The 26,003-nt window shown below is 73.3% G+C and carries 24 protein-coding genes; 14 read left to right on the top strand and 10 right to left on the bottom strand.

Going from position 1 to position 26,003, the window contains the following annotated elements; all coding sequences use genetic code 11:
• Positions 1-8: 8 nt before the first annotated feature.
• The gene (locus ABZ934_RS17560; RefSeq protein ID WP_361313603.1) at positions 9-980 is read left to right on the top strand and encodes a DUF3068 domain-containing protein; all 972 of its coding nucleotides are present in this window, start codon (positions 9-11) and stop codon (positions 978-980) included.
• On the opposite strand, the gene hrpB is transcribed toward ABZ934_RS17560, so the two are convergent.
• Positions 970-3,549 carry an ATP-dependent helicase HrpB gene (gene hrpB, locus ABZ934_RS17555; RefSeq protein ID WP_361313600.1) on the bottom strand — a complete coding sequence of 860 codons (2,580 nt, stop codon included), beginning with the start codon at positions 3,547-3,549 and terminating at the stop codon, positions 970-972. The two genes, ABZ934_RS17560 and hrpB, sit on opposite strands and share 11 nt — an antisense overlap.
• A 4-nt stretch (positions 3,550-3,553) precedes the next feature.
• Entirely contained in the window at positions 3,554-4,435 is an 882-nt protein-coding gene (locus ABZ934_RS17550; protein ID WP_361313597.1) for a class I SAM-dependent methyltransferase, read from the bottom strand.
• A 342-nt stretch (positions 4,436-4,777) separates the two neighbouring features.
• Between ABZ934_RS17550 and rpsA the strand changes: the two genes are divergently transcribed.
• The 4 genes from rpsA (at position 4,778) to ABZ934_RS17530 (ending at position 8,610) form a co-directional block, all read left to right on the top strand.
• Positions 4,778-6,295, top strand: a complete 1,518-nt coding sequence (rpsA, locus tag ABZ934_RS17545) for a 30S ribosomal protein S1 (RefSeq protein WP_361313594.1) — start codon at positions 4,778-4,780, stop codon at positions 6,293-6,295.
• Between the two features lie 197 nt (positions 6,296-6,492).
• On the top strand, positions 6,493-7,431 hold the full coding sequence (locus tag ABZ934_RS17540) for a PAC2 family protein (protein WP_361313592.1): 939 nt from the start codon (positions 6,493-6,495) through the stop codon (positions 7,429-7,431).
• 43 nt (positions 7,432-7,474) lie between these two features.
• The gene (gene coaE / locus ABZ934_RS17535) at positions 7,475-8,083 is read left to right on the top strand and encodes a dephospho-CoA kinase (protein WP_361313590.1); all 609 of its coding nucleotides are present in this window, start codon (positions 7,475-7,477) and stop codon (positions 8,081-8,083) included.
• Between the two features lie 194 nt (positions 8,084-8,277).
• Entirely contained in the window at positions 8,278-8,610 is a 333-nt protein-coding gene (locus ABZ934_RS17530; RefSeq protein ID WP_361313853.1) for a tetratricopeptide repeat protein, read from the top strand.
• A 30-nt stretch (positions 8,611-8,640) separates the two neighbouring features.
• On the opposite strand, the gene ABZ934_RS17525 is transcribed toward ABZ934_RS17530, so the two are convergent.
• Together ABZ934_RS17525 and ABZ934_RS17520 are read right to left on the bottom strand one after the other, a co-directional pair.
• Positions 8,641-8,901, bottom strand: coding sequence for a DUF6343 family protein (locus tag ABZ934_RS17525; protein WP_361313587.1), 261 nt, complete (start codon positions 8,899-8,901; stop codon positions 8,641-8,643).
• Between the two features lie 82 nt (positions 8,902-8,983).
• Positions 8,984-9,121 carry a hypothetical protein gene (locus tag ABZ934_RS17520; protein ID WP_361313585.1) on the bottom strand — a complete coding sequence of 46 codons (138 nt, stop codon included), beginning with the start codon at positions 9,119-9,121 and terminating at the stop codon, positions 8,984-8,986.
• Between the two features lie 396 nt (positions 9,122-9,517).
• On the opposite strand from ABZ934_RS17520, the gene ABZ934_RS17515 reads away from it, so the two are divergent.
• The 3 genes from ABZ934_RS17515 (at position 9,518) to ABZ934_RS17505 (ending at position 14,408) form a co-directional block, all read left to right on the top strand.
• On the top strand, positions 9,518-12,364 hold the full coding sequence (locus ABZ934_RS17515) for a DEAD/DEAH box helicase (RefSeq protein ID WP_361313851.1): 2,847 nt from the start codon (positions 9,518-9,520) through the stop codon (positions 12,362-12,364).
• Complete coding sequence (locus ABZ934_RS17510) at positions 12,361-13,566, top strand: SWIM zinc finger family protein (RefSeq protein WP_361313583.1); 1,206 nt, start codon at positions 12,361-12,363, stop codon at positions 13,564-13,566. The genes ABZ934_RS17515 and ABZ934_RS17510 overlap by 4 nt, the downstream gene beginning before the upstream one ends.
• 146 nt (positions 13,567-13,712) lie before the next feature.
• Complete coding sequence (locus tag ABZ934_RS17505) at positions 13,713-14,408, top strand: chaplin (protein WP_361313580.1); 696 nt, start codon at positions 13,713-13,715, stop codon at positions 14,406-14,408.
• 88 nt (positions 14,409-14,496) lie between these two features.
• Here ABZ934_RS17505 and ABZ934_RS17500 read toward each other — a convergent pair whose 3' ends face one another.
• Complete coding sequence (locus ABZ934_RS17500; protein WP_361313577.1) at positions 14,497-15,192, bottom strand: DUF2293 domain-containing protein; 696 nt, start codon at positions 15,190-15,192, stop codon at positions 14,497-14,499.
• A 140-nt stretch (positions 15,193-15,332) separates the two neighbouring features.
• Here ABZ934_RS17500 and ABZ934_RS17495 point away from each other — a divergent pair, with 140 nt between their 5' ends.
• From ABZ934_RS17495 to ABZ934_RS17485, 3 genes are all read left to right on the top strand, one after another.
• Positions 15,333-15,701 (top strand): cupin domain-containing protein, encoded by a 369-nt coding sequence (locus ABZ934_RS17495; protein WP_361313574.1) that lies wholly within the window; start codon positions 15,333-15,335, stop codon positions 15,699-15,701.
• Positions 15,702-15,817: 116 nt separating this feature from the next.
• On the top strand, positions 15,818-16,471 hold the full coding sequence (locus ABZ934_RS17490; protein WP_361313571.1) for a uridine kinase: 654 nt from the start codon (positions 15,818-15,820) through the stop codon (positions 16,469-16,471).
• A 178-nt stretch (positions 16,472-16,649) separates the two neighbouring features.
• Positions 16,650-17,273 (top strand): hypothetical protein, encoded by a 624-nt coding sequence (locus ABZ934_RS17485; protein WP_361313568.1) that lies wholly within the window; start codon positions 16,650-16,652, stop codon positions 17,271-17,273.
• Positions 17,274-17,276: 3 nt separating this feature from the next.
• On the opposite strand, the gene ABZ934_RS17480 is transcribed toward ABZ934_RS17485, so the two are convergent.
• Both ABZ934_RS17480 and ABZ934_RS17475 read right to left on the bottom strand, forming a co-directional pair.
• Positions 17,277-18,203, bottom strand: a complete 927-nt coding sequence (locus ABZ934_RS17480) for a PfkB family carbohydrate kinase (RefSeq protein WP_361313565.1) — start codon at positions 18,201-18,203, stop codon at positions 17,277-17,279.
• Positions 18,200-19,144: a pseudouridine-5'-phosphate glycosidase gene (locus ABZ934_RS17475; RefSeq protein ID WP_361313563.1), complete on the bottom strand. Its 945-nt coding sequence runs from the start codon at positions 19,142-19,144 to the stop codon at positions 18,200-18,202. Before ABZ934_RS17475 ends, ABZ934_RS17480 begins: the two co-directional genes overlap by 4 nt.
• A gap of 159 nt (positions 19,145-19,303) precedes the next feature.
• Between ABZ934_RS17475 and ABZ934_RS17470 the strand changes: the two genes are divergently transcribed.
• Positions 19,304-19,681: a cupin domain-containing protein gene (locus ABZ934_RS17470; RefSeq protein WP_361313561.1), complete on the top strand. Its 378-nt coding sequence runs from the start codon at positions 19,304-19,306 to the stop codon at positions 19,679-19,681.
• Between the two features lie 48 nt (positions 19,682-19,729).
• Here ABZ934_RS17470 and ABZ934_RS17465 read toward each other — a convergent pair whose 3' ends face one another.
• The 3 genes from ABZ934_RS17465 to ABZ934_RS17455 form a co-directional block, all read right to left on the bottom strand.
• Positions 19,730-21,034: an MFS transporter gene (locus ABZ934_RS17465; protein ID WP_361313558.1), complete on the bottom strand. Its 1,305-nt coding sequence runs from the start codon at positions 21,032-21,034 to the stop codon at positions 19,730-19,732.
• A gap of 213 nt (positions 21,035-21,247) precedes the next feature.
• The gene (locus ABZ934_RS17460; RefSeq protein ID WP_361313556.1) at positions 21,248-21,811 is read right to left on the bottom strand and encodes a methylated-DNA--[protein]-cysteine S-methyltransferase; all 564 of its coding nucleotides are present in this window, start codon (positions 21,809-21,811) and stop codon (positions 21,248-21,250) included.
• A 47-nt stretch (positions 21,812-21,858) separates the two neighbouring features.
• Entirely contained in the window at positions 21,859-22,773 is a 915-nt protein-coding gene (locus tag ABZ934_RS17455; protein ID WP_361313554.1) for a glycerophosphodiester phosphodiesterase family protein, read from the bottom strand.
• A 347-nt stretch (positions 22,774-23,120) separates the two neighbouring features.
• On the opposite strand from ABZ934_RS17455, the gene uvrB reads away from it, so the two are divergent.
• Together uvrB and ABZ934_RS17445 are read left to right on the top strand one after the other, a co-directional pair.
• Positions 23,121-25,271: an excinuclease ABC subunit UvrB gene (gene uvrB / locus ABZ934_RS17450; RefSeq protein WP_361313551.1), complete on the top strand. Its 2,151-nt coding sequence runs from the start codon at positions 23,121-23,123 to the stop codon at positions 25,269-25,271.
• A 91-nt stretch (positions 25,272-25,362) separates the two neighbouring features.
• Positions 25,363-25,941, top strand: coding sequence for a TerD family protein (locus ABZ934_RS17445; protein WP_136217164.1), 579 nt, complete (start codon positions 25,363-25,365; stop codon positions 25,939-25,941).
• Positions 25,942-26,003: the final 62 nt, after the last annotated feature.

The raw sequence follows: 26,003 nt of genomic DNA, 5'->3' as shown, positions 1-26,003 counted from the left end.
GCCCGGCCATGCGACGCGGAGCGAGCCTCGTCCTGCTTGCCGTAGCCGTGTTCTGTGCGGCCCTCGCACCGCTGCTGCGCTGGTACGCGTACCCCCGCCTCGCCAAGATCCCGCCGAACCAGTACCAGGAGATGGTCCTGGAGGCGAAGGGCGCGACCCTCCTCGACTACACGGCCGGCATGCAGCCGAAGAAGGTCGACAAGGTCACGATCGTCCAGACGCTCAAGGGCGACGTCGAGGCGTCGAAGGAGATCGAGGCGAGCGCCGGCAAGGACGTCGTCGTGTGGGACACGCTGTCCTACATCACGGGCCCGGACGGCAAGATGGTCTCCCGGATCCCCGAGCGGTACGTCTTCGACGCCCACACCCAGGACCCGGTGCACGCCACCGGCGAGATGGTCGACGGCGACCCGGTCAGGCGCGAGGGCATCGAGTTCAAGTGGCCCTTCTTCACCGAGCCGCGCGACTATCTCTACTTCGACGCCCAGACGCGCAGCTCCTCGCCCATCCACTACGTCGGCCCGCGTACGTTCAAGGGCATGGACGTCTACTACTTCGAGCAGACCGTGCCCTGGACGAAGGTTCCCCTGCCGAAGAAGATGCCGATCGAGGGCATCGACCCCAAGACGTTCGAGGCGAGCACCGGAACCAGCCTCTGGTACACGGTCAAGGCGATGTTCTGGGTCGACCCGGTGACCGGCGCGCCCGTCAACGCCGAGCAGCAGATCCAGCAGGAGATGCGGGGCGGCATCGCGGCCGGCGCGCCCGACGGCAGGCTGACCGTCTTCGCCGGCGACGTGAAGATCCGCCCGGACTACTCCGCGTACACCGTGGACCTGGTGCGGTCGAACCGGGTGAAGATCCTCGCCCTGCACACCTACGCGCCCCTCGGTCTGGCGGTCGGCGCGCTCGCCTTCCTGGCCCTCGCGCTGTGGCTGGAAGCGCGCGGCCGGCGCCGGGCAGGGAAACTCACCGTCTGAGCCGGGCGTTGGTGTGCCGGGTAGGCTCGGCGCTGGCGGGGTCCTCCGGCCAGGGGTGCCTCGGGTAGCGTCCGCGCAGCTCCGCGCGGACGGCGCGGTAGCCGCCCTGCCAGAAGGAGGCGAGGTCGGCGGTGACGGCGGCGGGCCGCCCGGCGGGCGACAGCAGGTGGACGAGGACGGGAACCCCGGCCACTCGCGGCGTCTCGGCCAGCCCGAACAGCTCCTGGAGCTTCACGGCCAGCACCGGCTGTCCGTGCTCCGCGGTGTAGTCGACCCGGATCCGCGAGCCGCTGGGCACCTCGATCCGTTCCGGGGCCAGTTCATCGAGCCGGGCCGCCTCGCCGCCGGCCCACGGCAGCAGCCGGTTCAGGGCCTGACCGGCGTCGATCCGCGCGAGATCGGCCCGGCGCCGGGCCCGCGACAGCTCGGGTTCCAGCCAGTCGTCGGCGCGCTCCAGCAGCGCGCCGTCGTCCGATACGCGGGGCCACGCGCCGCCCAGCGTGCGGTGCAGGAAGCCCAGCCGGGCCCGCAGCGCCCGCGCGTCCGGGGACCAGCGCAGCAGGTCGAGCCCCTCGGTGCGCAGCCCGTCGAGCAGGGCGTCCCGGACCGACCCGGGGTCGGGGTCGCGCAGGGGCCGGGCGACCAGCTCGATCGCCCCGAGCCGCTCCACCGCCCGGGCCACCACGTCCCCGTTCTCCCAGCGCACCTCCTCGCCGGAGGTCAGCAGGTGCGCGGCGGCCGTCCGGGCGCTGTCCTCGTCGAGGACCGCTGCCAGCCGGACCCGGGCGGAGGCGGAGTGCGGGGCGCGGTCTGCGACGGCCACCGCCAGCCAGGGCGCGGAGCGAAGGCGCGACCCCTCGCCGAGCTCGGCTCCGGTCCCGGAGGCCATGAGGAAGGCGCCGGCGCCCTTGGCCTTCGCCACGCGCTCGGGAAACGCCAGCGCGGCGACGAGCCCGGCGGCGGCGTCGTCGGGGAGCGAGCCGGGGCTCCGCCCCGGAGCCCGGGCCCCGTCGGCGTTCGAGGCGCGGGAGGCCGGGGCAGCGTCACCCACCGCGCGCTCCAGCCTGCGGGTCTCCGCGCGCCAGCGCCCCGCGTAGGCGTCGCCGCCGCTCCGGGCCGCGCGCCAGGCGGTGGCCAGGTCGTCCCCGTACTCGCGCGGCGGCTCCTCGCTCAGCAGCGCCACCAGCTGCGCGGCCGGCCGCGCGCCGAGCGCCGCCGCGCCGTCCAGCAGGGCCCGCGCCAGTCGCGGGTGCAGTCCCATCCGGGCCATCCGCAGCCCGCGCGGGGTCGGCCGGCCGGCCCCGTCCACCGCGCCGACCGCCGTGAGGACCTCCCGCGCGGCGGCCATCGCCCCGGCGGGCGGCGGGTCCGGCAGCGCCAGCCCGGACGCGTCGGGATCGCCCCAGCAGGCCGCCTGGAGCGCGAACGCCGCGAGGTCCGCGAGCCGGATCTCCGGCGACGGATACGCCGGCAGCCGCCCGTCCTCGGCTTCGGACCAACAGCGGTACACCGTCCCCGGCGCCTCGCGCCCGGCCCGCCCGGCGCGCTGGCGACCCGCCGCGCGGGACGCCCGTACGGTCACCAGGGTGCCCAGGCCCCGCGCGTGGTCCACGCGGGGTTCGCGGGCCAGCCCCGAGTCCACGACCACCCGTACACCGGGCACGGTCAGGCTCGACTCCGCCACCGACGTCGCCAGGATCACCCGGCGGTGCGCGGCCCGCGTCAGCACCGCCTCCTGCACCGGGGCCGGCGCCCGGCCGTGGACCTGGAGCAACTCGGCGTCCACGCCGTCAAGCCGCCCGGCGACCCGGGCGAGCTCGCCGACGCCGGGCAGGAAGCACAGCACATCGCCGGAACGTTCCACCAGCGCCCGCCGCACCACCGACGCCACGTGCGTCAGCTGCGCCGGATCCACCCGCATCCCTCCCCCCGCACTTCGTGCGGAGATGCCCCCCGGAGGTCGCACCGGCCGGGTCGGGGGCGCCCATACCGTCTCCACCGGGTACGCCACGCCCGCGGCCTCCACCACCGGCACGTCGCCCAGCAGCCGGGCCCAGCCGGCCGTGTCGGTCGTCGCGGAGGCGGCGACCAGCCGCAGCTCCGGGCGGAGTGTCGCGCGTACGTCCAGGAGGAAGGCGGCGACCGTGTCCGCGTCGAGGTGCCGCTCGTGGCATTCGTCCAAGACCACCACGTCGACGCCGGTCAGCTCCTGGTCGCGCTGGAGCCGCTGGAGCAGCACCCCGGTGGTCACCACTTCCACCGTCGTGCGCGGGCCGACCGTCCGCTCGCCCCGCACGGTGAAGCCGACCGACTCCCCGACGGGCTCGCCCAGGAGCCACGCCATCCGGCGCGCGGCCGCCCGGGCGGCGATCCGTCGCGGCTCGGCCACCACGACCCGGCGCCGCTCGCCGCCTCCCACCAGTCCCGCCAGCACCAGCGGCACCAGCGTGGTCTTGCCCGTCCCGGGCGGTGCGCACAGCACGGCGGCGCCGTGTGCGTCCAGTGCCGAGAGGAGGGCGGCCACGGCCTCCCGTACCGGGAGGGCGTCGAGCTCGGTGGTGCGGATCAAGGGCTCAGTCCCTCTCGCACACGAAGATCGCGGTGCCGGGGATCAGGTTGCCGCGCAGCGGGGACCAGCCGCCCCACTCCTGGCTGTTCCAGGCCGGCCACTCCGGCTCGACCAGGTCCACCAGGCGGAACCCGCCCGCGACCACATCCCGGACCCGGTCCCCGAGGGTGCGGTGGTGCTCCACGTACACCGCGCGGCCCTGCTCGTCCTGCTCCACGTACGGCGTCCGGTCGAAGTAGGAGGCGGCGACGGAGAGCCCTTCCGGGCCGGGCTCGTCGGGGAAGGCCCAGCGGATGGGGTGGGTGACGGAGAAGACCCAGCGGCCGCCGGGGCGCAGTACGCGGTGGACCTCGCGCATCACGTTCACCGGGTCGGACACGAAGGGGACGGCGCCGTAGGCGGAGCACGCCAGGTCGAAGGAGGCGTCGCGGAAGGGCAGCCGGCCGGCGTCGGCCTCCACGAGCGGGACGTCATCGCCGATGCGCAGGGCGTGCTGGAGCTGGCGGTGCGAGAGGTCGAGCGCGACCGGGCGGGCGCCCCGGGCGGCCAACCAGCGCGAGCACTGGGCCGCGCCGGCTCCGATCTCCAGGACGTCCTTTCCCTTGAGCGAGGCGGCCGGGCCCAGGAGGGCCGCCTGCTCCTCGTCCAGGCCCTCGGGCCCCCAGACGAAGCGGTCGTCGCCGAGGAACGCGCCGTGCTCGCTCTGGTACTCGTCGGCGTTGCGGTCCCACCAGCCCCGGCTCGCCAGGCTGCTCTCGGCTTCGCCCGCCTCGCGGCGGGTCGCCTCGGCGCCGTCGTCACCGTCGCCGCCCTCCTCGCTCGCGGCAACCGCGTCGGCGGCGGCGATTTCGAACGCGCCTTCGGGAAGATAGTCCTCTTTGTTCATGGGGCCCGTCGTCGTAGTCTGCGAGAAGTGGGGGGCGAGGACCATCGGGCCTTCCCCGCCAGCGATTTGTGCCGGTAATGCGGCGATCCGCCCGGGGTGTGCGCCTTCGCGCATTGACCCTGTCCGGCTGCCCCCGTATGCTACAAGTTGCGCTGCGAGCCTGTGCTCCTCAGACCTAGCAGGCTGCGCTTGCTTCTGTTGATGTCCCCTCGGTTTTCGAGGCCCTCCCCGCTCTCGCGGATCAGGGGCTTCCTTGGCTGTCCGGCTTCGGCAGTTGCCGATAAGGGCTCCCGGCGTAGCAGTACCTACGACTTTCTGTCCGTAACCGGAGCCCTTTCCCACATGACGAGCAGCACCGAGACCACCGCCACCACCCCTCCGCAGGTAGCGGTCAACGACATCGGCGACGCGGACGCGTTCCTCGCGGCGATCGACGAGACGATCAAGTACTTCAACGACGGCGACATCGTCGACGGCGTCATCGTCAAGGTGGACCGGGACGAGGTTCTCCTCGACATCGGTTACAAGACGGAAGGCGTGATCCCGAGCCGCGAGCTCTCGATCAAGCACGACGTCGACCCGAACGAGGTCGTCAAGGTCGGCGACGAGATCGAGGCCCTGGTTCTCCAGAAGGAGGACAAGGAAGGCCGTCTGATCCTGTCCAAGAAGCGCGCTCAGTACGAGCGTGCCTGGGGCACGATCGAGAAGATCAAGGAAGAAGACGGCATCGTCACCGGTACCGTCATCGAGGTCGTCAAGGGTGGTCTCATCCTCGACATCGGCCTCCGCGGCTTCCTGCCGGCCTCCCTCGTCGAGATGCGTCGCGTCCGCGACCTCCAGCCCTACGTGGGCAAGGAGCTCGAGGCGAAGATCATCGAGCTGGACAAGAACCGCAACAACGTGGTCCTGTCCCGCCGCGCCTGGCTCGAGCAGACCCAGTCCGAGGTGCGCCAGACGTTCCTCACCACCCTGCAGAAGGGTCAGGTCCGCTCCGGCGTCGTCTCCTCGATCGTCAACTTCGGTGCCTTCGTGGACCTGGGTGGCGTCGACGGTCTCGTGCACGTCTCCGAGCTGTCCTGGAAGCACATCGACCACCCCTCCGAGGTTGTCGAGGTCGGCCAGGAAGTCACCGTCGAGGTCCTCGACGTCGACATGGACCGCGAGCGTGTCTCCCTGTCGCTGAAGGCGACGCAGGAGGACCCGTGGCAGCAGTTCGCCCGGACCCACCAGATCGGTCAGGTCGTCCCGGGTAAGGTCACCAAGCTCGTTCCGTTCGGTGCGTTCGTCCGCGTGGACGAGGGCATCGAGGGTCTGGTCCACATCTCCGAGCTGGCCGAGCGCCACGTGGAGATCCCGGAGCAGGTCGTCCAGGTCAACGACGAGATCTTCGTCAAGGTCATCGACATCGACCTGGAGCGTCGTCGGATCTCGCTGTCCCTCAAGCAGGCCAACGAGTCCTTCGGTGCCGACCCGGCGTCGGTCGAGTTCGACCCGACCCTGTACGGCATGGCCGCGTCTTACGACGACCAGGGCAACTACATCTACCCCGAGGGCTTCGACCCCGAGACCAACGACTGGCTCGAGGGCTACGAGACCCAGCGCGAGACGTGGGAGCGCCAGTACGCCGAGGCGCAGGTCCGCTTCGAGCAGCACCAGGCGCAGGTCATCAAGAGCCGCGAGGCCGACGAGGCCGCTGCCGCCGAGGGCGCTACCGCCCCGGCCGCCGGTGGCAACGCCGGTGCGGGCAACATCTCGGGTGGTTCCTACTCCTCCGAGGGCTCGGACGAGACCTCCGGCGCCCTGGCGTCGGACGAGGCCCTCGCCGCGCTCCGCGAGAAGCTGGCCGGCGGCCAGAGCTGATCGCAGCGGCGCGTCATGCTCCGCGCCCCGGCGCGCGAGTGAGCTGAGCTGAACGGTAAGGCCCGTCCCCTTCGGGGGGCGGGCCTTACCGCGTTTCCGGGCCCGGGGGTTGATTCCTGTGAAAGCGGCCAACTGGGGGAATGGCGACGCCCCCTTGGGCGTTCTTGCAGAGAACGTGGCGAGGAGGAGTGGTGGCGGTGCTTGATCCACAGGGTTTGTACGAATGGGACGCCAAGGGCCTGGCGGTGGCCGACCTGGCGCTCGCCCAGGACTCGGCCGGCCTGGTCATGCTCTACCACTTGGAGGGGTACATCGACGCGGGCGAGGCCGGCGAGCAGATCGTCGAGCGGCTCCTGGACACCCTTCCCCACCAGGTCGTGGCGCGCTTCGACGCCGACCGGCTCGTGGACTACCGAGCCCGGCGCCCGCTGCTGACCTTCCAGCGCGACCACTGGGCGGACTTCGAGGAGCCCAAGCTGGAGGTGCGCCTCGTGCAGGACGCCACCGGCGCGCCGTTCCTGCTGCTGTCCGGCCCCGAGCCGGACGTGGAGTGGGAGCGCTTCGCGGTCGCCGTCCGGCAGATCGTCGAGCGCCTGGGCGTGCGGCTCTCGGTCAACTTCCACGGAATCCCGATGGGCGTCCCGCACACCCGCCCCGTGGGCATCACCCCGCACGGCAACCGCACCGACCTGATGCCCGGGCACCGCAGCCCGTTCGACGAGGCGCAGGTGCCGGGCAGCGCGGAGTCGCTGGTCGAGTTCCGGCTCGGCCAGGCCGGCCACGACGTACTCGGCGTCGCCGCCCACGTACCGCACTACGTCGCCCGCTCCCCGTACCCGGACGCGGCGCTGACCGTCCTGGAGGCGATCACCGCGGCGACGGGGCTGGTCCTGCCCGCCGTGGCGCACGCCCTGCGCACCGAGGCCCACCGCACGCAGACGGAGATCGACCGGCAGATCCGGGAGGGCGACGAGGAGCTGGTCGCCCTGGTCCAGGGGCTGGAGCACCAGTACGACGCGGCGGCCGGGGCCGAGAGCCGCGGCAACATGATCGCGGAGCCCGCGGAGATCCCTTCGGCGGAGGAGCTCGGGCGCGAGTTCGAGCGGTTCCTGGCGGAGCGCGAAGGCGAAGGCTGATCCGCCGGCGTTCGCGCAGGCGGCTGCGTCTAGGCTGCCGGGCATGCTGAAAGTGGGCCTGACGGGCGGAATCGGAGCCGGTAAGAGCGAAGTGTCGCGGCTGCTGGCGGGGTACGGGGCGGTCGTCGTGGACGCCGACCGCATCGCGCGGGAGGTCGTGGAGCCCGGGACGCCCGGGCTCGCGGCCGTCGTCGCGGCGTTCGGGCAGTCCGTCCTCACCGCGGACGGGGCGCTGGACCGGCCGAAACTGGGGGCGATCGTCTTCTCCGACCCGGAGAAGCTGAGGATGCTCAACGCGATCGTGCACCCCCTGGTCGGGGCCCGGTCCACCGAGCTGGAAGGCGCGGCGGGCGCCGACGCCATCGTGGTGCACGACGTACCGCTGCTCGCGGAGAACGGCCTGGCACCGCTGTACGACCTGGTCGTGGTGGTGGACGCGGCGCCGGAGACCCAACTGGCACGCCTCACCGGGCTGCGCGGAATGGCCGAGGAAGAGGCGCGGGCCCGGATGGCGGCGCAGGCCACCCGGGAGCGGCGGCTGGCGGTGGCGACGCTCGTGATCGACAACGACGGGCCGCTGGAGGCTTTGGAACCGCAGGTCCGGAAGGTCTGGGAGACGCTGACCGAGCGGGCCGCCGCCAAGCGGGCCTGACGGGGCCCGGGGGCGGTCCGGGGCGGCCCCGGGCCCCGGCGGGCGGGGCCGGAAGGGGCGTGAAGGCGCCCGCAGAGGGAAGGTAAGACAACGTGTCCGACTCCACGCCTCCGTCGCAGCCGCCGTCGTCCGGGCCCTCCGGCCCGTCCGGCGCGTCGGGTCCTTCCGGCGCCACCAGCCCGGAGACGCACGTCATCGACTTCCGCGCAGCCGAGCGGCTCTTGGCCGCCCGCGACCCGCGCGGCGCCGTCAAACTGCTCGACTCGGTGATAGCCGCCCACCCCGAGAACACCGCGGCCCGGCTGCTGCGCGCCCGGGCCTTCTTCGCGGCCGCGCAACTGCGCCCGGCCGCCTTGGAGTTCGAGCTGGTGCTGGAGCGGGAACCGGACAACGCGTACGCGCACTTCGCGCTCGCCCGGACCCATGAGCGGTCCGGGCGGCGCGCGCAGGCCCGCAAGCACTTCCGGCTGGCCGCCGCGCTCGACCCGCAGCCCGAGTACGTGGCCGCGGCGCGCTTCGAGGATTAGGCCGTCGGCCGACGCCGGGGCGCCGGCCTCTCAGCGGGAGTGCGGGGGCTCGTACGGGGGCACGTCGCGGCCGGGCTGGTAGTGCGGGCCCTGACGGATGTGGTGGACCACCACGATCAGGTCCACCGCCGCCAGCACGGCGAGCGCCCCGCAGGCGGCCGCCCACCCGGGCCGGCCGGCCAGCGCGAAGACGGCCGCCCCACCTGCCGCCCAGAGCAGCCCCCACAAGCTGAGCCAGAGCCGCAGCCGCAGGGGACTGCGGGCGGTCACCGGCTCGTTTCCGGTACGCATGACCATCGCCTCGGATCACCGTAGTCCTCGGTTCCATGGTCCCACCCGCCGGGCGGACCGGTAGGGGGCGGTGGGGAGCGTTTCAGGGGGCGAGCTTGTTTACGGCCGTGGCGGTCGTCTTCTTGAAGGCCGCCACGGGCGCGTCGGCGAGCGTCCCCATCCGCCCCCACTTCACGACGGTCACGGTCGCGCCGTCCCGGCCGATGCCGTACAGGTGCACGCCGGGTTCCGAGTCGGGGACCGAGGTGTTGACCCCGTAGACGTGGGCGCCCTCCTCGACGGGCAGCGCGCCGTAGTCCTGCCAGGAGGCCGTGCCGCCGGGTGTCGTGCGCAGCCAGTCGGCCGCGCAGGCGGCGTACCCGGTGGGGACGGCGCGGGGCGGTGGGGAAGCGGATCGGGACGGAATCGGGACACGGGAAGCCGACGGGGCCGTCTCACGGGCCGAGCGGATCGATGAAAGCCCAGGTCACAGCCGTTGTCGGTGGGTCCACCTAGACTCGGCGGCAGAAGAGAACCATTCGGACCGACCGGGAGGGAGGGCACTGTGAGTACCGCGACACCGGCACCCCGGGCGTACGCGCGGCCGGGGGAACCGGCGGCGACCGCGCCGGAGGCGCTGCTGCGGCATGCCGCCGTGTTCCTCCCCGCGGCCGTCCCCCGCCAGGGGCGGGTGGCGTTCTGGTGCCCCGAGGGGGACGCGCTTCCCGAGGCCGGGAAGGCGGCCCCGCTCGCGGTCGTGCGGCCGCACGGCGAAGGCGTCCGTACCCGTACGGTCGCCTCCGTCAGCCTGTCGGTGAGCGCCGCGCTGCCGCTGCTGGTCCGGGCGGCCCGCAGCCGCGCCGCCCACCCCGCCACCCGCGCGTGGGGTACCGCCGCCGTGCAGGCGCTCGCGCTGGTCGCGCGCGGGCGACTGCTGCCGGGCCTGACCCCCGACGGCATCGACGCCTGGCGCGCCGGCCCGCTCGACGCGCAGGACGTGGCCCACCTGCGCGCGATCGCCGCCGCCCTGCCCCCCGAGGGGTACGCCACCCCGCTCGCCGGTCGCCGCCCGCTCCGGCTACCCGAACCGGAGGCCCTGGTACGGGCGTTCCTCGACGCCGTCGCGGACGGCCTGCCCCGCACCCCGGCCGCGCCGGTGGCCGCCGGGCGGCCCTTCGCGGCTCGCGAACCGCAACGGGTGCCCGGGATGGCGGAATGGGCCGCTCAGGTCGCGGCGGGGGCGGACACCGGGGTGGGGATCTCCCTGCGACTGGACCTGTCCTCCTTCCGCCTCTTCGACGAGGCCGAGCCCGAGGACGTCCGCCGCGCCGGGGCCGCGGTCGTCCAGGTGCACAGCCTCGCCGATCCGACGCTGGTCACCGACGCGGAGCAGCTCTGGGCGGGAACGGTGGCCGCCGGGTTCGGCCCGCGCGCCCGCATCGATGCCGTGCTGGCGCTGCGCCGGGCCGCGCGGGTGTGGCCGCCGCTGCTGCGCCTGCTGGACCAGCCCGTCCCCGACGCGCTGGCACTGTCCGACCCCGAGCTGGACGACCTGCTGGGCATGGCCGGGACCCGGCTGGCGGAGGCCGGGGTCATGGTCCACTGGCCGCGTGAGTTGGCCCGTACGCTGTCGGCGACCGCCGTCGTACGCTCGACCGCGCCCGGATCCGCGATCGAGGGCACCGCCTTCTTCGACGCGCGGAACCTCTTCTCCTTCTCCTGGGAGCTGGCGCTGGGCGGCGACCGACTCACCCCGGGGGAGATGGACGCGCTGGCGCAGGCGCACCGGCCCGTGGTGCGGCTGCGCGACCAGTGGGTGCGGGTCGACCCCGAGCTGGTGCGCAAGGCCCGCAAGCGCCAGTTGGGGCTGCTGGACCCGGTGGACGCGCTGGCCACCGTACTGACCGGGACGGCCGAGGTCGGCGGCGAGCCGGTGGAAGCGGTTCCGGTCGGCGCGCTGGCCGCGCTGCGCGAGCGGCTGACGGGCGAGCCGGTACCCCTGCCGCAACCCGCCGCGTTGCAGGCGACCTTGCGCGACTACCAGGCCCGGGGCCTGGCCTGGTTGGACCTGATGACCTCCCTCGGCCTCGGCGCCTGCCTCGCCGACGACATGGGGCTTGGCAAGACCGTCACCCTGATCGCGCTGCACCTGCACCGGGACCGACCCGAGCCGACGCTGGTCGTGTGCCCGGCGTCACTGCTGGGCAACTGGCAGCGGGAGATCGAGAAGTTCGCGCCGGGGACCCCGGTGCGCCGCTTCCACGGGGGCAGCCGCAGTCTGGAGGGCCTGCCCGGCGGGTTCGTCCTCACCACGTACGGGACCATGCGGGCCAGTGCCGCGAAGTTGGCGGAGCAGAGCTGGGGCATGGTCGTCGCGGACGAGGCCCAGCACGTCAAGAACCCGCACTCCGCGACGGCGAAGGCGCTGCGCACCATCCCGACCCCGGCCCGGGTGGCGCTGACCGGCACCCCGGTGGAGAACAACCTGTCCGAGCTGTGGGCGCTCCTCGACTGGACCACGCCCGGTCTGTTGGGCCCGCTGACCACGTTCCGGGCCCGCCATGCCCGTCCGGTGGAGCACCAGACGGAGGAGGACGGCGGCAACGAGGAGGCCGTCGCCCGACTCGCGGCCCTGGTCCGCCCGTTCCTGCTGCGCCGCAAGAAGTCCGATCCGGGGATCGCCCCCGAGCTGCCGCCCAAGACGGAGACCGACCACCCGGTGTCCCTCACCCGCGAGCAGGCCTCGCTGTACCAGGCGGCGGTGGAGGAGGCGATGGCGGTGATCGAGTCGAGCGAGGGCATCGAACGACGCGGCATGATCATGAAGCTGCTCACCTCGCTCAAGCAGATCTGCAACCACCCGGCTCAGTTCCTGGGCGAGCACGGCTTGGGGGAGCACGTCGTGGGTGCGGGGGACCAGCGCGGCATACGGCAGGGGCAGCCCCGCATCGCGCACCGCTCCGGCAAGCTGGCCCTGCTCGACGAGCTGCTCGACACGATCCTGTCCGAGGGCGGTTCGGTGCTGGTGTTCACCCAGTACGTGACGATGGCCCGCATCATCGAGCGGCACCTCGCCGCCCGGGGGGTCCCCCATCAGCTTCTGCACGGGGGGACGCCCGTCACCGCCCGGGAGCGGCTCGTCGACCGCTTCCAGGCCGGTGAAGTCCCCGTTTTCCTGCTGTCCTTGAAAGCGGCGGGCACCGGACTCAACCTGACCCGGGCCGGACACGTCATCCACTTCGACCGCTGGTGGAATCCGGCCGTCGAGGAACAGGCCACCGACCGGGCCTACCGGATCGGGCAGACGCAGCCCGTGCAGGTCCACCGGATCATCGCGGAGGGCACCGTCGAGGACCGGATCGCCGAGATGCTGGAGGCGAAGCGAGCCCTGGCCGACGCCGTCCTCGGCTCGGGCGAGTCCGCGCTGACGGAGCTGACCGACCGCGAGCTGGCCGACCTCGTCTCGCTGCGGAGGCCCGCGTGATCACCGCCCGGGACGACCGCCGTCGGACCTTCGAGACCGTGCCGCCCGGTGTCGAAGCCGAGACGTGGTGGGGACGGGCCTGGGTGGCCGCCTTGGAGGAGCGCTCGCACGACGCGGCCCGGCCGGCCCGCGGGCGGGCGTACGCGGCGGAGGGCCATGTCGACGCGGTGACGATCACCCCCGGTCGGATCGTGGCGTACGTGCGGGGCAGCCGGCCCCGCCCGTACCGCACCGAGCTGGCGCTGCCGGCCTTCGCGGACGCCGAGTGGGGTGACGTACTGGAGGCGGTGGCGGCCGATCCGGCGGCGCTGGCCGGACTGTTGGAGGGGGAGGTACCGCAGTCCCTCGCGACTACGGTTTTGCCGGGCGCGGGGGAACTCGTCCCCCGCTGTTCCTGCCCGGACGTGGGCCGCCCGCCCTGCAAGCACGCCGCGGCGCTCTGTTACCGGGCGGCCCGGCTCCTGGACGAGGACCCGTTCGTGCTGCTGCTCCTGCGCGGGCGCGGGGAGCGGGAGCTGTTGGCGGAGCTGGCCCGGCGCAACGCCGCCCACGCCGCCCGCGAACGGCCCGACGCCGAGCCCGCGTTCCCCGGGGTCGCGGCCCGCACGGCGCTGGCCCGGACCGTGCTGCCTCCGTTGCCGGCCCCGTGGGCAGTGCCCGGCGCCGTGGGTCTGCCGCCCGCGTATCCATCGGACCCCGCCGCGCCGGACCCGCTGGTGCTGGACCAGCTCGCGTCGGACGCCGCCGCCCGGGCGCTGGCGCTGCTGCGGACCGACGAGGACCCCCTCGCGGGGCTCACGCTCTGGCAGGACGCCGTCCGGTTGGCGTCCGCGCACCCCACGGCGGGGCTCACCGGGCCCGCCCGCGCCCTCTACCGGGACCTGGCCCGGGCCACCGGGCGTACCCCGACCGACCTCGCGCGGGGCGCGGCGGCCTGGCGCCAGGGAGGTCTGGAGGCCCTGACCGTCCTCGAAGAGCCCTGGGACCCCCCGGCGGGCCCCTTCGACCGGGCCCGGCCCGCCCTGATCGCGGCGGGCCAGGGCTCCTTCCGACCGGACCGCAACCGCCTCAGCGCACGCAGCCGGCAGCTCCGGCTGGGCCGCCGGGGCCTCTGGTACGCGTACGAGTCCAGGTCGGACGAGGAGGACTGGTGGCCCACCGGCACGCCCTCCCCGGACCCCATCACCGCGTTGCGGAAGTGAGCCCGAGTCCCTGCGGTCATTCAGTACGGGTTACCCAGTACACGATGGAGTGAAATACGTACCGGCTCTATAACTCGAATGGGCCTACGGCGTTGTCTCCGGTGCGGGTGAGTCGCCCGTGAACTCCTCCGGAAGGCAGGGAACTGATGCGTCACAGTCGACGGAACGGCTTGATCGCGGCGGTGGTCGCGGGAGGTGGCGTGGCGGTCGCGGGAATGAGCGGCTTCGCCTACGCCGATGCGGACGCGGGCGGCGCCGCGCTGCAGTCGCCGGGGCTGCTCTCCGGAAACCTGGTGCAGCTGCCCGTGCACACGCCGGTGAACGTGTGCGGCAACACGGTGAGCGTCGTCGGGGTGCTCAACTCCGCCGCCGGCAACCGCTGCGTCAACGACGCGCCCGGGGGCGTCGGTAGCCATCCGGGGTCGAGGCCATCGCAGCCCGGCCCGTCCTCACATCCTTCGAAACCCGGGGCGGCCAACGGTTCGGGAGCCGTGGCCCACGGGAGCGGAAAGGATTCGCCGGGGGTGCTGTCCGGCAACGGCATCCAGCTTCCCGTCGACCTGCCGTTGAACATCAGCGGCAACTCGGTGGGCGTCGTCGGGGTGGGCAACGGAGCCACCGGCAACACCTCCGTCAACGGGGGCAGTCCCACCGAGCCGGTCCGGCCGCCCGCCCCCGTACCGCCCGTCACCTCCCGGCCGGTCACCCCGTCGGCCCCGCAGCAGGCCGCGGGGGCGCTGGCCCACACCGGCGCGGACGCCGTCGGGTACCTGCTGCCCGGCGGCGGGGCGCTCCTCCTCGGCGGAGTCCTGCTCTACCGCCGCTTCCGCGTCGGTCAGTAGCCCGGCGGATCGGGGTCGGCCGGCCCGCAGCCCCCGGCCCCCGGGTCCGGCGAGCCCGGAGCGGCCCGGTCCTCAACCCGCCCGGTCCTCAACCCGCCCGGTCCGAGAGGACCGGCCCGGCAGCGGGTTCCGGCCGGGGGGCGCGCCAGGCGTCGAGGATCGCGTCGATCCGCGGTGCCAGCCGGGCCCGGGCCGTGAAGCGGGGCACCCCCGCCATCAGCAGCGCGTCGTACTCGGTGTCCAGGTGGCGCACGGCGGCCCGGACCGCCACCGACACCGCCTGCTCGTCGAGGGCGCGGCCGGCGGCCGTGCGGCCCACCCGGCCGCTGCCCCGCAGCGAGGCGTGCGCGGCGATCGCCTGCGCGCGGTCGGCGGGGCACCCGGGGAACAGCCGCAGGATCTCTGCGGCGAAGGCCGCCGTGAACCGGGTGTCCTCGGCCGCGCGCCGCAGCCGGTCCCGGGCCCGACGCCGGGCGCGTGCGTCGGCGTCGGCGAGACAGGCCCGTTCCGCGCCGGCCAGTGCCTCCTCCTCCACGAGCAACCCCTGCCGCTCGTAGCGGTGTCGCCGCTTGTGGAGGCGGACCACGACGGCGGACAGCGAACTGGCCTCCCGGGCCCGCCGGGTGAGCGCCGCGTCCCCGCGCGGCAGGTACACCAGGTGTCCGAGGTCGGCGCAGTCGAGACAACGGGGGACGCCCGCCTCGCGGACGAGAAGCCGCTGCGGCCCCCGCCGGCACTCGGCGCAATGGACGGGCTTCAGCGACTCGAAGACGACGAGACTCATGACGGAGTGATACCGCCGATCGGCGCTTATATCACCTTGCGGAGATGGGTTGTTGGACTTTCATCAATTCACTCGGGACGTCATCATGTCCGCCTAACGTCACTCGGATGGGTCACTTTTCGGCCCATGGAGGAGGGCACATGGGTGGCGGACAGGCGACGGTACGGCGTCCGAGACCGACCGGGGCATCGGACCTCATCGGTCGGGAGATCGTCATAGCCCCCGGGGAGTGCACGGGATGGCACTACCACGACGTTCCGCTGATGGCGGTGGTCAAGTGCGGGACCCTGACCCGCGTCCTGCACGACGACACGGTCGAGGTGCACCCGGCCGGGACCACCTTCGTGGAGCCCCCGGGGATCGACCACATCCACCTCGGCCGCAACCTCGGCACCGAACCGGTCGTGCTCCAGGTGACCTGTTCCCTTGCCGAGGACGCACCCTGGTCGGTGTCGACCCCGGCCCCGCCCACCGCCACGCCCTGCGGCTGCCCCGGCCACGACGGCTGACGAATCCCTCGTCCCCGCCCGCCGCCCGCCGCCCCCCGCCCGCCGCCGGGCGTGGGCGCAGCCGACGTATCTACCCGCCCCCCCGCACGCCACGGACCACCCCTGACAATGGGCGCGTGCAGTGGGAACCGATCACCTGGCAGCGGCTGGCCGAAAGACTCGCCGACCACCTCGACGCACGCGAATCACCTGAGGGTGAGGCGGGTTGGCAGCGGGTCGGCATCGACGGCGCGCCCGCCGCCGACACCGGAACGGCGGCGGACCACCTCGCCGACGCCCTGCGCTCGCACGGCCGCCCGGTCCTCGTGGTGGCCGCCGACGGCTTCCTGCGCCCCGCCTCCCTGCGTTTCGAGTACGGCCGCGAGGACGTGGACGCGTATCTCGGCGGCTGGTACGACACGGCCGCCCTGTGGCGCGAGGTGTTGGGCCCGACCGACCCGGGCGGTACCGGGCGGGTACTGCCCGACCTGTGGGACCCCGTGACCGACCGGGCCACGCGCAGCCGGTACATCGAACTGCCCCCGGGCGCGGTGCTGATCGTGCACGGGCCGCTGCTGCTGGGCCACTGGTTCCCCTTCGACCTCAGCGTGCACATCCGCCTCTCCGCGGGGGCGCTGGCCCGCCGCACCGAGGAGTCCGCGCGCTGGACCCTGCCCGCCTTCGCGCGCTATGAGGCCGAGACCGATCCCGCTTCGATCGCCGACGCGCTGGTGCGGGCCGACGACCCTCGCCACCCCGCGTGGACCGGCATCCGTGGGCAGGCCGGCTGAGCGCGGGCCGCCCGCGCCCTCCCGCACCGTCACGGACGTCCGCACTCCGCACTCCGCAACAGCCCGATCCCCGCACGGTGACGAACCGGATCAGGCCATCGTGGTGGCCGCTAGTCATCGCTACGTTGACCGGGACGCTTCAACGGGCGCCCCGACGCCTGGGCAGAGGGAGACGGCAATGAGCAGAGGTCCCAAGGCAGCGGCGCCGGCCGCGCCGGCCCTGTGCGCCACCCTGGCCCTGACGGGCTGCAACGGTGACACGGAGGCGCGAGCCGCCGGCTCGACCCCCGGCGGCACCCCGAGCGCGACCCCCGCCCCGCCCTCGGCCCCGGGCGGCGGTGCGCCGCCGACGCCCGCCAAGCCGACGGCGAAGTCGACACCGGCCGCATCCGCGTCCACCACCGCGTCCGCCACCATGCCGGGAAAGCGCGCGCCGTCGGCCTCCGCGCCCGGCTGCACCGCCAAGGCGCCGATCTCGCCGAACGAGATCGCCGTCTACCGCTACACCCCCGAAGGCGGCTTCTCCAGCCTGATCGTCAAGCACGGCCACTGGGGCTGCCCCGGCCCGGGCGGCGCCGCCCACTTCGAAACGGTCGGCGAGAAGACCTTCATCCCGATCGCCGAGGAGGCCAAGATCACCGCCGTCACCCCCATCGTCGCGAGCACCGTGAGCAAGCCGATCACCCTCCACGAGCTCGGCGAGTGGCTCATCGCCCACCCGGACACGGGCCTGGTGTTCCACTACAACGTCGGCAAGTCGGGTGCGATCGAGACCCTCGGTCAGGAGGAGTACACGGTGTGAGCGCTACGGTCGACCCCCCGGCCGGGTGACCGCCACGGCCGCGGCGAGGCAACCCGCGCGGGTGGCCTCCGAGGGGTCGGCCCCGGCCAACCGGGCCGCGAGGAAGCCACCCGTGAAAGCGTCCCCGGCGCCCGTGCAATCCACCGCCTCCGCGGCCTCCGCCGCCACCTCGGCGGTGATCCGGCCCGCTTCGGCGACCAGCGCCCCCGCCGCCCCGCGGGTGACCACCACCAGCGGTACCCGCCGGCTCAGCTCCACCGCCGCGCGTGCCACGCCGGCCGGCTCCGGCAGGCCGGCCAGCAGCCTGGCCTCGTCCTCGTTGGGCAGGAGTACGTCCGCCCCCGCCACGGCGGCCAGGAAGCGCTCCGGCCCCAACACGGCGAGGAACCCCGCCGAGGCCGGGTCGACGCTCACCGGCACCCCCCGGGCGCGCGCCGCCCGCAGCGCGATCAGGGCCAGGTCCCGGCTGGAGTCCGCGAAGAACAGGTACCCCGACAGGTGCAGGTGCGCGGCCCCGTCCAGCAGGGCGGGCGCCCAGTCGTCGGGGGACAGGCGCAGCGACGCCCCGCTGTCGGTCAGGAACGTGCGCTCCGTGTCCTTGCCGACCAGCGCCACCACCGTCCCCGTCGGCTCCTCCCGGTCGATCACCAGCTTCGGCCGCACCCCGGCGTCGACCAGGGCCCGCTCGTGCCAGCCTGCCGATTCCACGCCCACCCGCGCGAGGAGGCGTACTTCCGCCGGGCCCGTGCGGGCCGCCCAGCAGGCCGCGTTCGCCCCGGCGCCACCGGGCAGGGTCCGGATGCGGGCCGCCGTGTCGGTGGCCGGGGCCAGGGGTTCCCGATACACCGCGACCACGTCCGTCACCACATCCCCGACGACCAGCAGCGCCCCGGCCGGGCCCGGTCCGGTGGTTAACCGTGCCCCGGTCATGCCCGCGCCGCCCACGCCCGCGCGATCCGCGCGCCGAGCCGCACGTTGCCCCGTACCGCCGCCAGGTTCGCCTCCAGCGATGCCCCGCCCGTCGCCCGCACCAGGAACCCCAGCAGGAACGGGGTCACCGCCTGCCCCGTGAGCCCCCGCTTCCGACATTCCGCGAGGGCGTCGGCCAGCACCCGGTCGTGGAGTTCCGGATCCAACTGTTCCGCCTCCACCACCGGATTGGCCACCAGCAGCGCGGAATCCGCACCGCCGAGCGCGTCCTGGGCGGCCATCACCTCCGCCACCTCTTCCGGGCTGTGTACCGTCCAGCCCACCGGCTCGCCGGAACTGGCCAGGTAGAAGCCGGGGAAACGGTCCGTCCCGTACCCGAGCACCCCCACGCCCAAGGTCTCCAACCGCTCCAGGGTGGCCGGGACGTCCAGGATCGACTTCACCCCCGCGCACACCACCGTCAGACGCGTGCGGGCCAGCAGCGACAGGTCCGCCGACTCGTCCTGGCTCCGGGTCCAGTCCCGGTGTACGCCGCCCAGCCCCCCCGTGGCGAAGACCCGCAGCCCCGCCCGCGCGGCCAGGAAGGCGGTCGCCGACACCGTCGTCGCCCCGGTCGCGCCCGTCGCGAGGGCGGGCGCCAAGTCCCGGTGACCGAGCTTGCGCACGCCGTCGCCGCTCGCGATCCGCTCCAACGCGGCCTTGTCGAGGCCCGCGTACGCCACTCCGTCCAGGACCGCGACCGTCGCCGGGACCGCGCCCTCCGCGCGGACCAGAGCCTCCAGCTCCAGGCCGACCGCCAGATTGCGGGGGCGGGGCAGGCCGTGGGCGATGATCGTCGACTCCAGCGCGACGACCGGGCGGCCCCCGGCGAGCGCCTCGCGTACCTCTTCGGACAGGACCGGTACTCCGGCCGGGGGTGCGGCTGCTCTCTGCTGTGACATGTCCCCATCCATGGCACGGGAGCGCCTCCGCCAAACGCGGGGCCGGCGCCGGGGCCGCGCCCGTACCCGCGCCGTCGACAGGATGACGCGTTCCACGCGCCCGCGCTGGACGTTCTGGCCACCCCGCGGGCCCCGGCACCGGCCTTACGCTTGCGCCCCATGAGCACCAGTGATCACAGCGCCCGCCCGGCCTCCCTCGCCGTCTCCGTACCGGACGTCCCGGACGACGAACTGGAGACGGAGGAGCTGGATCCGGCCCGGATCGTCGCGGGCGAACCGGTCGTGACCGGCAAGGTGCTGTGGGAGGCCGAGGACGGCTCGCAGATCCGCGGCATCTGGCAGATCACCCCCGGAGTGGTCACCGACACCGAGGCCGACGAGCTGTTCGTGGTGGTCAGCGGACGCGCCACCATCGAGATCGAGGGCGGGGCGACCCTGGAGGTGGGCCCCGGTTCCGCCTGTGTGCTCCGCGAGGGCGACAAGACGACCTGGACCGTCCACGAGACGCTGCGCAAGGCGTACCACATCAACTGCTGAGCGCCGCCGCTTCACCGGCCGAGCGCCGCGGTCCGGACCGTACGGGGCCTACGCGTCCGCCCGCGCCCGCGCCTTCACGGGCCCGGGGTAGCGGCGGGCGGTGAACAGGGCCAGCGCCGCCGTCGGCAGCAGCAGCGCGGCGCCGATCGCGTTGAGCCGGCCGTAGCCGGCCCGGGACATGACCAGACCCGCCGCGGCGCCGCCCACGCCCGCGGCGGTGTTCATCGTGAGGTCGCTCAGGCCCTGTACGGCGGCCCGGGCGGCCTGTGGCACCGAGTCGGTCAGCAGCGCCGAGCCGGACACCATCCCGGCGGACCAGCCCAGTCCGAGCAGGAACAACCCGAGTGCGCTCTGCCCGTGGCGATCGCCCGCCGTGCCCGCGAGCAGCGTGGCGAGCGACAGCAGCCCGGCCCCGAGACCGATCACGGACAACCGTCCGAGCCGGTCCGAGAGCGACCCCATGACCGGCGAGAAGGCGAACATGCCGGCGATGTGGCCGCTGATGACGAGCCCCACCAGTTTCAGCCCGGCGCCGTGGTGCCCGAGGTCCATCGGCGTCATCACCATGATCGAGACCATCGTGGTGTGGGACACCGCGACGGTGAGCAGGGCGAGACGGGCCCGCGGCGAGACCTTGACGGCGGCGAACCCGGCGCGCAGCGAGCGGCCCGCCGCGGGCAGCCCGGTCGGCGCCGACAGCGCACGCGCCGTCAGCAGGGGGTCGGGCCTCAGGAACACGGCGAGCAGCGTGCCGGTGAGGACGAAGACGACGGCGGCCCACAGGAAGGGGCCCGCCGTCCGGGGTATGGAGGTGCCGGCGAAGCCCGCGGCGGCCGGGGCGGAGAGGTTCGGCCCGGCGACCGCCCCGATCGTGGAGGCCCAGACGACCACGGAGATCGCCCGCGCGCGGCGGTCCGGCTCCGCGAGGTCCGCGGCGGCGAAGCGGGCCTGGAGGTTGGCGGAGGAGGCGGCGCCGAAGCAGGCCATGCCCAGCATCAGCAGCGGGAAGTTCCTGACCGAGGCGGCCAGCACCACGAGGAGGGCCCCGCAGGTGCCGATGGCGTAGCCCAGGACCAGCCCGGCCCGGCGCCCCCGCGCCGTCATGAAGGCGGCCAGCGGCAGCGAGACCAGGGCGGTGCCGATCACGGCGGCGGTGGAGGCGAAGCCGGACAGGGACTCCGTGCCACTGACCTCGGTGGCCAGGACCGGGGCCAGGGCGATGCTGATGGGCACGCCGAGGCCGCCCAGCATCTGACTGGCGATCAGCACCCCGGTGATCCGCCGCCGCAGCCGGGGCAGATCCGCGGCCGTGACCGGCGCGCCGGTGCGCTCCGTACCGAGGGACGCCGTCACGCGCCACACCCCCCGGGCGGGAGCGGGACGCGGACGGACGGGGTGAGGCGACCGCGTGCGGCGGCAGGAGTAGTCACCGCCGCAGTTTCCCACCCCTTACCGCAGGGCGGAACCCGGCAGGCAGCCCCCACGCGAGCCCCGAGTCCGCGCGCCGCCCCCGAGCCCCCACGAGCCGCCCCCGAGCCCCCACGAGCCGCGGCGCCCGCGTGCCTCTCAGAACAGCGGCTCGGGCAGCACCCCCTCCAGCGCGAGCAGCGTCCGCTTGGCCTCCACTCCGCCCCCGAAGCCCCCGATACCGCCGTCGTTCTCCACGACCCGGTGGCAGGGGACCACCACCGGCAGCGGATTGGATCCCATGGCGTTGCCCACCGCCTGGGCCGCGCCCGGTTGTCCGACCCGGGCGGCCAGCTCCCCGTACCCGACGACCTGGCCGTAGGGCACCGAGCGGTCGAGCTCCAGCAGCACCTGGCGGTTGAACCCGGAGCTGAGCCGCCAGTCCAGCGGAAGCTCGAAGCGCCGCAGCGAACCGGCGAAGTACGCCTCCACCTGGCGTATCGGCTCGGCGAGCAGCACCTCGCGGCCCGGCTCGGGCCGCCAGGGGTCCGCGCCGAGCCGGGAGACCAGCGAGCCGATCATCCGGTCGACCCGGTCCACCTCGGCATGGAACCCGACCCGGACCAGGCCCTCCGGGGTCGCGGCAAGGAGCAGGGGGCCGACGCCACCGGCGGCGACCGTCCATTCGAGATGCGGCCCGCGGGGCCGCTCGGAGCTGTCCACGCGTCCACCGTACGGCCCGCCACCGACAGCCCGGCCCCGCCTGCGGATCAGAACCAGCCGACCGCGTCACGCACCACGTCGGGCGCGTTGGTGATGATCCCGTCCACCCCCATGTCCTGGACCTTGCGGGCCGTCGCCGCGTCGTCCACGATCCAGGTGTCCACCTCCATCGTCTTGCCGTGTGCGCCGCGCAGACGGTGCACCGCCGCGACCCAGTCGGCCGAGATCGTGGTGTGCCAGGGGTTGATCCGGTCGGTGAAGGCGGCGTAGCGCGGGAGGTCGGCGACCTTGGGGGTGCCCAGGAAGGCCGTCACGATGTCCGGGCGCAGGTCGTGCACGATCCGGATGGAGTCGGCGCTGAAGCTCTGCACCACCAGCCGGCGGCCGACGTGCGCCTCGTCGAGCCAGCCGAGCCGATCCAGCAGGTCGAGGGTCTGCCGCTCGATCCCGGGGTAGAGCTCCGGCTTCTTGATCTCCAGCAGCAGTCGCTGGCGGTTGCGCTGGACCCGGTTCATGTAGTCCCGCAGGGTCGGCACCCGGGCGCCCGCGTACTCCTCGCTGAACCAACTGCCCGCGTCTAGCCGGGCGATCTCCGCCGCCGTGAAGTCCTTGACGAGCCACGGCTTGCGATCGGGGAACAGCTGCTCGACATTGGTGGTGCGGGCCAGACTGTCGTCGTGGACGACCACGAGTTCGCCGTCCTTGGTGCGCTGGACGTCGTTCTCGACCCAGGTCACGCCGAGCCGCATGGCGAGGTCGATCGACTCCAGGGTGTTCTCCGGGGCGTACGCCGAAGCCCCCCGGTGGGCGTACACGACGGGGGCGGACGAGCCGAGCGGGCCGTTGCCCGAGGCGGGGCGGCCGGCGGGGCCGGCGGCGGACGAGACCGTCGTGCCGAGCACGGTGAGGGTCAGGCCCAGGAAGGCGGCCGCGGCCGCGGCGGCGGGTCGGACGACGTACATGCGTTCTCCTCGGGTCGTGAGCCCCTGCCGCTGCCTCAAACAGGCGCGAAGCGGCAGACGTTGCGGCGGTGCACTTCACTGCGATGCACTTCACGGCTGTGCGGTGGACGGCGATGCGGTGGACGGCGATGCGCTTCACGGCGATGCGCTTCACGGAGATCTGCCCCATGGAGATCCGCTGTATGGCGATCATGGGCGTGAAGATCACCGCGCCGCCACCGAACTACGACAAACGGACCAGGCCACCGCCGACCGGACGGGTACGGCGAACGGCCCGGGGGCCCGCGCCCGACCCGGCCGACCCGTGCGAGTGCGTGAGTGTCAGTGGAGGGTCGTACGGTGGAGTCATGCGGCCCGTATCGAAGATCGAACGCACGGTGGCGCCTTTCGAGGTCGTCAGCCCCTACCAGCCCAGCGGCGACCAGCCGGCGGCCATCACCGAGCTGGAGAAGCGCATCCGTGCGGGTGAGAAGGACGTCGTGCTCCTGGGTGCGACCGGCACCGGCAAGTCGGCGACCACCGCCTGGATGATCGAGCGGCTCCAGCGCCCCACGCTGGTCATGGCCCCGAACAAGACGCTCGCCGCCCAGCTCGCGAACGAGTTCCGCGAGCTCCTGCCGAACAACGCCGTCGAGTACTTCGTCTCGTATTACGACTACTACCAGCCCGAGGCGTACGTACCGCAGTCGGACACCTACATCGAGAAGGACTCCTCGATCAACGAGGAGGTGGAGCGGCTGCGCCACTCCGCGACCAACTCGCTGCTGACCCGGCGCGACGTCATCGTCGTCGCGTCCGTGTCCTGCATCTACGGCCTCGGCACCCCCCAGGAGTACGTCGACCGGATGGTCGCCCTCAAGGTCGGCGAGGAGATCGACCGGGACCAGCTGCTGCGCCGTTTCGTCGACATCCAGTACACGCGCAACGACCTGGCCTTCACCCGCGGCACCTTCCGGGTCCGCGGCGACACCATCGAGATCTTCCCGGTCTACGAGGAACTCGCCGTCCGCATCGAAATGTTCGGCGACGAGATCGAGGCCCTCTCCACCCTCCACCCGCTGACCGGCGAGGTCATCAGCGAGGACCGCGAGCTGTACGTCTTCCCGGCCAGCCACTACGTCGCCGGCCCCGAGCGCATGGAGAAGGCGGTCCGCGGGATCGAGGCGGAACTGACCGAACGCCTCGCCGAGCTGGAGAAGCAGGGCAAGCTGCTGGAGGCGCAGCGACTGCGCATGCGCACCACCTACGACCTGGAGATGATGCGCCAGATCGGGTCCTGCTCCGGGATCGAGAACTACTCGCTCCACATGGACGACCGCGCGCCCGGCTCCGCCCCCAACACCCTCATCGACTACTTCCCCGAGGATTTCCTCCTCGTCATCGACGAGTCCCACGTCACCGTGCCGCAGATCGGCGCGATGTACGAGGGCGACGCCTCGCGCAAGCGGACCCTGGTCGACCACGGCTTCCGGCTGCCGTCGGCGCTGGACAACCGGCCGCTCAAGTGGGAGGAGTTCCAGGAGCGGATCGGCCAGACGGTCTACCTGTCGGCCACCCCCGGCAAGTACGAGCTCTCGCGCGGCGACGGCTTCGTCGAGCAGATCATCCGTCCCACCGGCCTCATCGACCCCGAAGTGGTGGTCAAGCCGACGGAGGGCCAGATCGACGACCTGGTGCACGAGATCCGTCAGCGGACGGAGAAGGACGAACGGGTCCTGGTCACCACCCTCACCAAGAAGATGGCCGAGGACCTGACCGACTACTTCCTGGAGCTCGGCATCCAGGTCCGCTACCTGCACAGCGACGTCGACACGCTGCGCCGCATCGAGCTGCTGCGCGAGCTGCGCGCCGGCGAGTACGACGTACTGGTCGGCATCAACCTGCTGCGCGAGGGCCTCGACCTGCCCGAGGTGTCCCTGGTGGCGATCCTCGACGCCGACAAGGAGGGGTTCCTGCGCTCGGGGACCTCCCTGATCCAGACCATCGGCCGCGCCGCGCGCAACGTCTCCGGCCAGGTCCACATGTACGCGGACAAGATGACCCCGGCGATGGAGAAGGCCATCGAGGAGACGAACCGGCGCCGCGAGAAGCAGATCGCCTACAACACGGCCAACGGAATCGACCCCCAGCCGCTGCGCAAGAAGATCAACGACATCGTCGCCACCATCGCCCGAGAGGAGCTCGACACCGAACAACTGCTCGGGACCGGCTACCGCCAGGCGCGGGACGGCAAGGGCGCGAAGACGCCGGTACCGGCCCTGGGCGGGGCGGCGGCCGGCGGCAAGGCGGCCAAGGCGAAGGGCGCCAAGGGGGCCAAGGCCGCCGAGGTGCTGACCGACCGTCCGGCCGCCGAACTGGCCGGGATCATCGAGGAGATGACGCAGCGGATGCGCGCCGCGGCGGCCGAGCTCCAGTTCGAGGTCGCGGCCCGGATCCGGGACGAGGTCGGCGAGCTGAAGAAGGAGCTTCGTCAGATGAGGGAAGCGGGCCTCGCCTGACCCGGGGCAGGTCAGTAGGGTGGGCCACGGGCAGCCGCGGGTACGTGCCGCGGGCCCTCATCGGGGCGGGTAGAGGAGAAGGGGACAGCGCGTGACGGTCAACATGACCAAGGGTCAGGCCATCAGTCTGCAGAAGCAGGACGGGGGCACGCTGACCGCGGTCCGGATGGGTCTCGGCTGGCAGGCGGCGAAGCGCCGGGGGCTGTTCGGCTCGCGGACCCGCGAGATCGACCTGGACGCGTCGGCGGTGCTCTTCGCCGACAAGCAGCCGGTGGACGTGGTGTTCTTCCGGCACCTGCAGAGCGACGACGGCTCCGTGCGGCACACCGGTGACAACCTCGTCGGCGGTGTCGGCCAGGGAGGTGACGACGAGGCGATCCTGGTCGACCTCCAGCGCGTTCCGGTGCACATCGACCAGATCGTCTTCACGGTGAACTCCTTCACCGGGCAGACGTTCCAGGAGGTGCAGAACGCCTTCTGCCGCATCGTCGACGAGACCAACGGCCAGGAACTGGCCCGCTACACCCTCGACGGCGGCGGCGCGTACACCGCGCAGATCATGGCGAAGGTGTCGCGCGTCGGAGCGGGCTGGCAGATGACGGCCCTGGGGACCCCGGCGAACGGCCGGACCTTCCAGGACCTGATGCCGGCCATCCTGCCGCACCTGTAAAGAGCCGCACCTGTAAGGAACGGCGCGGACGACCAAGAGCACAGAGGGCACGGGGGAGGGCT

It is taken from the genome of Streptomyces sp. NPDC046557, from assembly GCF_040645975.1.
In the GTDB taxonomy this organism is placed as follows: domain Bacteria; phylum Actinomycetota; class Actinomycetes; order Streptomycetales; family Streptomycetaceae; genus Streptomyces.
The sequence above is the reverse complement of the archived record's forward strand: the minus strand, read 5'-3'. Positions and strand labels throughout refer to the sequence as shown.

What these genes read in the sequence shown, in the direction of transcription:
- rpsA (WP_361313594.1), top strand. Translation starts at nt 4,778, where the DNA reads ATGACGAGCAGCACCGAGACCACCGCCACCACCCCTCCGCAGGTAGCG.
- ABZ934_RS17495 (WP_361313574.1), top strand. Translation starts at nt 15,333, where the DNA reads ATGGGTGGCGGACAGGCGACGGTACGGCGTCCGAGACCGACCGGGGCA.
- uvrB (WP_361313551.1), top strand. Translation starts at nt 23,121, where the DNA reads ATGCGGCCCGTATCGAAGATCGAACGCACGGTGGCGCCTTTCGAGGTC.
- ABZ934_RS17550 (WP_361313597.1), bottom strand. Translation starts at nt 4,435, where the DNA reads ATGAACAAAGAGGACTATCTTCCCGAAGGCGCGTTCGAAATCGCCGCC.
- ABZ934_RS17470 (WP_361313561.1), top strand. Translation starts at nt 19,304, where the DNA reads ATGAGCACCAGTGATCACAGCGCCCGCCCGGCCTCCCTCGCCGTCTCC.
- ABZ934_RS17485 (WP_361313568.1), top strand. Translation starts at nt 16,650, where the DNA reads ATGAGCAGAGGTCCCAAGGCAGCGGCGCCGGCCGCGCCGGCCCTGTGC.
- ABZ934_RS17480 (WP_361313565.1), bottom strand. Translation starts at nt 18,203, where the DNA reads ATGACCGGGGCACGGTTAACCACCGGACCGGGCCCGGCCGGGGCGCTG.
- ABZ934_RS17505 (WP_361313580.1), top strand. Translation starts at nt 13,713, where the DNA reads ATGCGTCACAGTCGACGGAACGGCTTGATCGCGGCGGTGGTCGCGGGA.
- ABZ934_RS17525 (WP_361313587.1), bottom strand. Translation starts at nt 8,901, where the DNA reads ATGCGTACCGGAAACGAGCCGGTGACCGCCCGCAGTCCCCTGCGGCTG.
- ABZ934_RS17475 (WP_361313563.1), bottom strand. Translation starts at nt 19,144, where the DNA reads ATGTCACAGCAGAGAGCAGCCGCACCCCCGGCCGGAGTACCGGTCCTG.
- ABZ934_RS17560 (WP_361313603.1), top strand. Translation starts at nt 9, where the DNA reads ATGCGACGCGGAGCGAGCCTCGTCCTGCTTGCCGTAGCCGTGTTCTGT.
- ABZ934_RS17455 (WP_361313554.1), bottom strand. Translation starts at nt 22,773, where the DNA reads ATGTACGTCGTCCGACCCGCCGCCGCGGCCGCGGCCGCCTTCCTGGGC.
- ABZ934_RS17500 (WP_361313577.1), bottom strand. Translation starts at nt 15,192, where the DNA reads ATGAGTCTCGTCGTCTTCGAGTCGCTGAAGCCCGTCCATTGCGCCGAG.
- coaE (WP_361313590.1), top strand. Translation starts at nt 7,475, where the DNA reads ATGCTGAAAGTGGGCCTGACGGGCGGAATCGGAGCCGGTAAGAGCGAA.